General features: G+C 70.7%; 6 protein-coding genes. 1 reads left to right on the top strand and 5 read right to left on the bottom strand.

The features are described from left to right. Positions 1 to 170: 170 nt before the first annotated feature. The gene (locus ACZ60Q_RS19770) at positions 171 to 1,790 is read right to left on the bottom strand and encodes an ABC-F family ATP-binding cassette domain-containing protein (RefSeq protein ID WP_469635891.1); all 1,620 of its coding nucleotides are present in this window, start codon (positions 1,788 to 1,790) and stop codon (positions 171 to 173) included. A 67-nt stretch (positions 1,791 to 1,857) separates the two neighbouring features. Between ACZ60Q_RS19770 and ACZ60Q_RS19765 the strand changes: the two genes are divergently transcribed. Then, a complete protein-coding gene (locus ACZ60Q_RS19765; protein WP_469635888.1) occupies positions 1,858 to 2,709 on the top strand; it encodes a hypothetical protein in 852 nt (283 codons plus the stop codon). Positions 2,710 to 2,763: 54 nt separating this feature from the next. On the opposite strand, the gene truA is transcribed toward ACZ60Q_RS19765, so the two are convergent. The 4 genes from truA to rpsK all read right to left on the bottom strand — a co-directional run bounded on the left by truA (position 2,764) and on the right by rpsK (position 6,028). Beyond that, the gene (truA, locus tag ACZ60Q_RS19760; protein ID WP_469635885.1) at positions 2,764 to 3,618 is read right to left on the bottom strand and encodes a tRNA pseudouridine(38-40) synthase TruA; all 855 of its coding nucleotides are present in this window, start codon (positions 3,616 to 3,618) and stop codon (positions 2,764 to 2,766) included. A 93-nt stretch (positions 3,619 to 3,711) separates the two neighbouring features. Beyond that, positions 3,712 to 4,239 (bottom strand): 50S ribosomal protein L17, encoded by a 528-nt coding sequence (gene rplQ, locus ACZ60Q_RS19755; protein ID WP_469635882.1) that lies wholly within the window; start codon positions 4,237 to 4,239, stop codon positions 3,712 to 3,714. A 224-nt stretch (positions 4,240 to 4,463) separates the two neighbouring features. Next, a complete protein-coding gene (locus ACZ60Q_RS19750; RefSeq protein WP_003966937.1) occupies positions 4,464 to 5,486 on the bottom strand; it encodes a DNA-directed RNA polymerase subunit alpha in 1,023 nt (340 codons plus the stop codon). 137 nt (positions 5,487 to 5,623) lie between these two features. Next, positions 5,624 to 6,028, bottom strand: a complete 405-nt coding sequence (gene rpsK / locus ACZ60Q_RS19745; protein ID WP_003956432.1) for a 30S ribosomal protein S11 — start codon at positions 6,026 to 6,028, stop codon at positions 5,624 to 5,626. Between the last annotated feature and the right edge of the window lie 102 nt (positions 6,029 to 6,130).

Here is a 6,130-nt window from a genome sequence, read left to right as displayed (position 1 = left end):
CCCCCCCCCCCCCCCCCCCCCCCCCCCCCCCCCCCCCCCCCCCCCCCCCCCCCCCCCCCCCCCCCCCCCCCCCCCCCCCCCCCCCCCCCCCCCCCGCGACGGCGCCGCACGGCACCCCGCACCCGCACCCACCCCCCGCTCACCCCACCCCACCTCGCCGACCGCCAAGGTCACCGCACCCGCTGAACCCTCCGCTCGTCCCACACCGGCTCCGCCGTCTCCCGGACGACCCCGTCCGAGCCGAAGACCAGATACCGGTCGAAGGACTTCGCGAACCACCGGTCGTGCGTGACGGCCATGACCGTGCCGTCGTACACCTCCAGCCCGTCCTGCAGCGCCTCCGCCGATTCCAGGTCCAGGTTGTCCGTGGGCTCGTCCAGCAGCAGCGCCGTCGTGCCGGCCAGCTCCAGGAGCAGGATCTGGAACCGCGCCTGCTGCCCGCCGGACAGCTTCTCGAACGGCTGGTCCCCCTGCCGCTCCAGCTCGTAGCGCCGCAGCACCGACATCGCCCCGCCCCGGTCCTTGGCGTGCTCCGTCCAGAGGATCTCCACCAGCGTCTTGCCGAGGAGCTCCGGATGCGCGTGGGTCTGGGCGAAGTACCCGGGCACGACCCGCGCCCCGTGCTTCCACTCCCCGGTGTGCGCCACCGGCTCCCCCGCCAGCAGCCGCAGGAAGTGCGACTTGCCCGACCCGTTGGAGCCGAGGACCGCGACCCGCTCCCCGTAGTAGACCTCCAGGTCGAACGGTTTCATCAGCCCGGTCAGCTCCAGGTTCTTGCAGGTCACCGCCCGCACCCCGGTCCGCCCGCCGCGCAGCCGCATCCTGATGTCCTGCTCGCGCGGCGGCTCCGGCGGCGGGCCCGCCTCCTCGAACTTCTTGAAGCGGGTCTGCATCGCGTGGTAGCGGTTCGCCATGTCGGGGCTGTTCGCCGCCTGCTGCCGCATCCGCAGGACGAGCGCCTTCAGCCGGGCGTGCTCCTCCTGCCAGCGCCGCAGCAGCTCCTCGAACCGGGCGAAGCGCTCCTTGCGCGCGTCGTGGTAGGTCGCGAAGCCGCCGCCGTGCACCCACACGTCGCTGCCCGCCGGACTCGGCTCGACGCTGACGATCTTCTCCGCCGCGCGGGACAGCAGCTCCCGGTCATGGGAGACGAAGAGGACCGTCTTACGGGTCTCCTTCAGCTTCCCCTCCAGCCACCGCTTGCCCGGCACGTCCAGATAGTTGTCCGGCTCGTCCAGCAGCAGGACCTCATCGGGCCCCCGGAGCAGCGCCTCCAGGACCAGCCGTTTCTGCTCACCGCCGCTGAGCGTGCGGACCTCGCGCCACTGCGCCTTCTCGTACGGAACGCCCAGCGCGGCCATGGTGCACATGTCCCAGACCGTCTCGGCCTCGTAGCCGCGCGCCTCCGCCCAGTCGCTGAGCGCCTGCGCGTACGCCATCTGCGCGGCCTCGTCGTCGACGGTGAGGATCTTCTCCTCCGCCGCGTCGACGGCCTTCGCCGCCTCCCTGATACGCGGCTGCGCCACGGACACCAGAAGGTCCCGCACCGTCCGCTCGTCCCGCACCGAGCCCACGAACTGCGGCATCACGCCGAGCCCGCCGCTCACCGACACCGTGCCGCCGTGTGGCTGGAGCTCACCGGCGAGCAGCCGCAGCAAGGTCGTCTTGCCCGCCCCGTTCGCCCCGACGAGCGCGACGACGGCCCCGTCGGCCACCCGGAACGAGGCATCGCCGAGCAGCACTCGCCCGTCGGGTAGGTAGTACTCCAGGTGGCCTGCTTCGAGATGTCCCATACCGAGCATTGTCACGGTCCACGAACTCCTGGCCCAACCGGTTTACGTCACCCCCTAAACTGCGCGCATGAGCTTTGGGCAAGGGGGGGCCTCCTGGGGGCCCGGGGGCGACGGGACTCCGGACTGGGCGGCGCTGGCGGAGGAATCCGCGGCGCGCGCCCGCCGGAAGAAGCTGATGATGATCGGCGGTGGCGCTCTGGCCACCGTGGCGATCGGCGCGATCGTGACCACCGCCGTGGTCACGTCGAACGGCGGCGGCACGGACAAGGCGGACAGGAACGCGAGCCGGCTGCCCGCACCCGCCGACCTCCCCGAGGACACCTCGGCGCCCGCGCCCTCGTTCTCCTCGGTCGCACCGCCGCCCCCGCCGGACCCCGAGGACTACATTTCCGGCGCCGAGAAGGACCGGGCGCCGATCACCGTCGACGGGTTCTTCCCCGGCAAGAAGCTCACCATGGGCGACCGCGTCCACCTCAAGGGCGCGACGAGCAACTCCGCGAAGTGCACGACGGGCACCCAGGGCGCCCTCGGGTCGGTCCTCGCGAACAACGGCTGCGGGCAGCTCATCCGGGCCACCTACCGCAAGGACGGGGTGGCCGTCACCGTCGGCATCGCCGTCTTCGAGACGGAGGCCCGCGCGAAGAAGGCCGTCGACCAGAGCTCGGGCGGCCTCGCCTCCCTGAACGGCGGCGGCGTCGACACCTTCTGCCGGGGCGGCACGGTCTGCCTGCGCACCGCCAACTCCTACGGCCGTTACGCCTACTTCACCGTCGGCGGCTTCCTGAACGGCGAGCGGGTCACCACCGCCGACAAGGACGTCTACGCGGTCAACAAGGATCTGACGAACTTCACGTTCCGCCAGATCCACCGCCGGGGCCAGCTCCAGGCCTCACAGGCAGCCGCAGACCCCAACGGCTGACGGGTCGAGGCCCGGCGGCGCTGAACTCCCGGGCGGCCGAACGGGAGTTCCCGCTCAGCAGCAGCCCGCCCCCGGCAACGTCCTGACGTTCCGGGCCTCCACGGCACGGGCCGCCAGCAACCCGTCCGCCGGGTACGCCACTTCCTCCAGCGTCAGCCCGTGCGGGCGCACCACGTGCACCCCGGGGTCGCGCACCTTCGCGGCGAGCACTTCGGCGGGCCAGCTCGCCGGCCGCCGCCCGTCGCCGACGAACAGCGCCGCCCCGATCAGTGCCCGCACCATGTTGTGGCAGAACGCGTCCGCCTGCACGGTCGCGGTCAGGACCCCGGATGCCGGATCGCGTACCCAACTCAGCTTCTGGAGCGTACGGATGGTCGTCGCACCCTCGCGCTTCTTGCAGTACGCGGCGAAGTCGTGTTCCCCCACCATCGGCGCGGCGGCCTGGTTCATCGCGTCCACGTCCAACGGCCGGTCGTGCCAGAGCACATGCCCCCGGGTCAGCGGGTCGACGCCGCCGGGCCGGTCCCCCACCCGGTACGCGTACCGCCGCCACAGTGCGGAGAACCGGGCATTGAACCCGGCAGGCGCGGGAGCCGCCCGCCAGATCCGTACGTCCCAGGGCAGTCGGCCCGCCAGCCGTCGCAGCAGCTTCTCCTCGTGCTCGGCCCAGACCGCCTCCGGCAGGTCCACATGGGCCACCTGGCCGCGCGCGTGCACCCCGGCGTCCGTCCGGCCGGCCACCGTCAGGTCGTACGTCACGGCGGAGCGGGTCACGGTCCGCAGCGCGTCCTCGATCTCGCCCTGTACCGTGCGCCGGCTGGTCTGCTTCGCCCAGCCGGAGAAGTCCTTGCCGTCGTAGGCCAGGTCCAGCCGCACCCGTACGAACCCGGGCTCCGCCTCGTCACTCACCACGTCATCCTCTCGACTCCCCTGGTCAGCAGAACGGGCCCGCACCGCCCCGAAGGGTGATGCGGGCCCGTCCCGTGGTCCGGCTCAGAACGCTCAGGCGTCCTTGCCCTTGTCGTCAGCCGCTTCCGCGGCGGGCGCGTCGTCGGCCGGCTTGGCGTCCTCGACGGACTCGGCCGCGGGGGCCTCGTCCTTCTTGAGGGCGTCTTCCTTGACCGCACGCTTCGTCGCGGCCTCGGCCTCACCGGTGGCCTGCTGGGCCACGGTCAGCGCCTCGACCAGCTCGATGACCGCCATCGGGGCGTTGTCGCCACGACGGTTGCCGATCTTGGTGATACGGGTGTAACCACCGGGGCGGTTCTCGTATCGGGGAGCGATCTCGGTGAAGAGCGTGTGGACGATGCTCTTGTCCGTGATCGTCTGGAGCACCAGGCGACGGTTGTGGATGTCGCCCTTCTTCGCCTTGGTGACGAGGCGCTCGGCGACCGGACGCAGGCGGCGGGCCTTGGCCTCGGTCGTCGTGATGCGGCCGTGCTCGAACAGCGACTTCGCCAGGTTGGCGAGGAGCAGACGCTCGTGCGCGGCGCTGCCGCCCAGACGGGCACCCTTTGCGGGACGCGGCATGGTGATTCTCCTTGTGTGCTGCACCGGCCGTATCAGGTACCGGTGTCAGTTCCCGCGAGGCGGACGCCTCCCGGAAGTCATTCGTGCCGGTCGGGCAGGGCTTTCCAGCCCGCCCGACGTTCGCCGGACATCAGCCAAAATCAAGCCCGTCCGGCGATTGAGGACAGAGCCCTCGGCCCGGCACGGGGCACCCGAAAACCCGGGCACCCCCGCCGGAAGGCGACTCAGTACTGCTCGGTCTCCACGAAACCGGCGTCCGCGTCGTCGTCGGCGCCGAAGGCGTCGGCGGCGGCGGTCGGGTCGAAGCCGGGAGGCGAGTCCTTGAGCGCGAGGCCCATACCGGCCAGCTTCGCCTTGACCTCGTCGATCGACTTGGCGCCGAAGTTGCGGATGTCGAGCAGGTCCGCCTCGGAACGGGCCACGAGCTCACCCACCGAGTGGATGCCCTCGCGCTTGAGGCAGTTGTACGACCGAACGGTGAGCTCCAGCTCCTCGATCGGCAGGGCGAGATCGGCGGCGAGCGCGGCGTCCGTCGGGGACGGGCCCATGTCGATGCCTTCGGCGTCGATGTTGAGCTCGCGCGCCAGGCCGAACAGCTCGACCAGGGTCTTACCGGCCGACGCCATGGCGTCACGGGGACGCATGGCCTGCTTGGTCTCGACGTCGACGATCAGCTTGTCGAAGTCGGTGCGCTGCTCGACACGGGTCGCCTCGACCTTGTACGTGACCTTGAGCACCGGCGAGTAGATGGAGTCGACCGGGATGCGGCCGATCTCCTGGCCGACCTGCTTGTTCTGGACGGCGGAGACGTAGCCGCGACCGCGCTCGACGGTCAGCTCCATCTCCAGCTTGCCCTTGCCGTTGAGCGTGGCGAGAACGAGGTCGGGGTTGTGCACCTCGACACCGGCCGGGGGGGCGATGTCGGCGGCGGTGACCAGACCCGGGCCCTGCTTGCGCAGGTACATCACGACGGGCTCGTCGTGCTCCGAGGAGACGACCAGCTGCTTGATGTTGAGGATGAGGTCGGTGACGTCCTCCTTGACGCCCGGCACGGTGGTGAACTCGTGCAGGACCCCGTCGATCCGGATGCTGGTGACAGCGGCACCGGGGATCGAGGAGAGGAGGGTGCGGCGGAGGGAGTTGCCGAGGGTGTAGCCGAAGCCCGGCTCCAGCGGCTCGATCACGAACCGGGAGCGGAACTCGTCGACGACCTCTTCGGTCAGCGACGGACGCTGAGCGATAAGCATGTGGTGATCCTTCAGTCGTGGGCACCCACTATTTGATGCCCGACAGATGTAACAAGGGTACGGGCGGTACGCCCCGTAAGAGGTGTACCGCCCGGACCGAACGCTACTGACGCACGGCCGTCACCGGCCGTGACGCATCAGACGCGGCGACGCTTCGGCGGACGGCAGCCGTTGTGCGGCGTCGGGGTGACGTCCTGGATCGAACCGACCTCGAGGCCCGTGGCCTGGAGGGAGCGGATCGCGGTCTCACGGCCGGAGCCGGGACCCTTGACGAAGACGTCGACCTTGCGCATGCCGTGCTCCTGCGCGCGGCGGGCGGCCGACTCGGCGGCCATCTGCGCGGCGAAGGGGGTGGACTTGCGCGAGCCCTTGAAGCCGACGTGGCCGGCGGAGGCCCAGGAGATCACGTTGCCCGAGGGGTCCGTGATCGAGACGATGGTGTTGTTGAACGTGCTCTTGATGTGCGCGTGGCCGTGAGCGACGTTCTTCTTTTCCTTGCGACGCACCTTCTTGGCTGCGCCCTGACGACCCTTGGGGGGCATGTCTTGACTCCAGATGGAGAGGGGAGGTGATCGGTCCTACAGCGAAGACCGCTGGTTGCTGCGGGTTCCGGAGAACCGGAGGTCCGCAGTGCGTCCGCTGAG

This window comes from Streptomyces sp. NPDC104313 (assembly GCF_055583985.1).
The sequence above is the reverse complement of the archived record's forward strand: the minus strand, read 5'-3'. Positions and strand labels throughout refer to the sequence as shown.

Coding starts and splice junctions, on each gene's coding strand:
- rplQ (WP_469635882.1), bottom strand. CDS start 4,239: ATGCCGCGTCCCGCAAAGGGTGCCCGTCTGGGCGGCAGCGCCGCGCAC.
- rpsK (WP_003956432.1), bottom strand. CDS start 6,028: ATGCCCCCCAAGGGTCGTCAGGGCGCAGCCAAGAAGGTGCGTCGCAAG.
- ACZ60Q_RS19750 (WP_003966937.1), bottom strand. CDS start 5,486: ATGCTTATCGCTCAGCGTCCGTCGCTGACCGAAGAGGTCGTCGACGAG.
- ACZ60Q_RS19770 (WP_469635891.1), bottom strand. CDS start 1,790: ATGGGACATCTCGAAGCAGGCCACCTGGAGTACTACCTACCCGACGGG.
- ACZ60Q_RS19765 (WP_469635888.1), top strand. CDS start 1,858: ATGAGCTTTGGGCAAGGGGGGGCCTCCTGGGGGCCCGGGGGCGACGGG.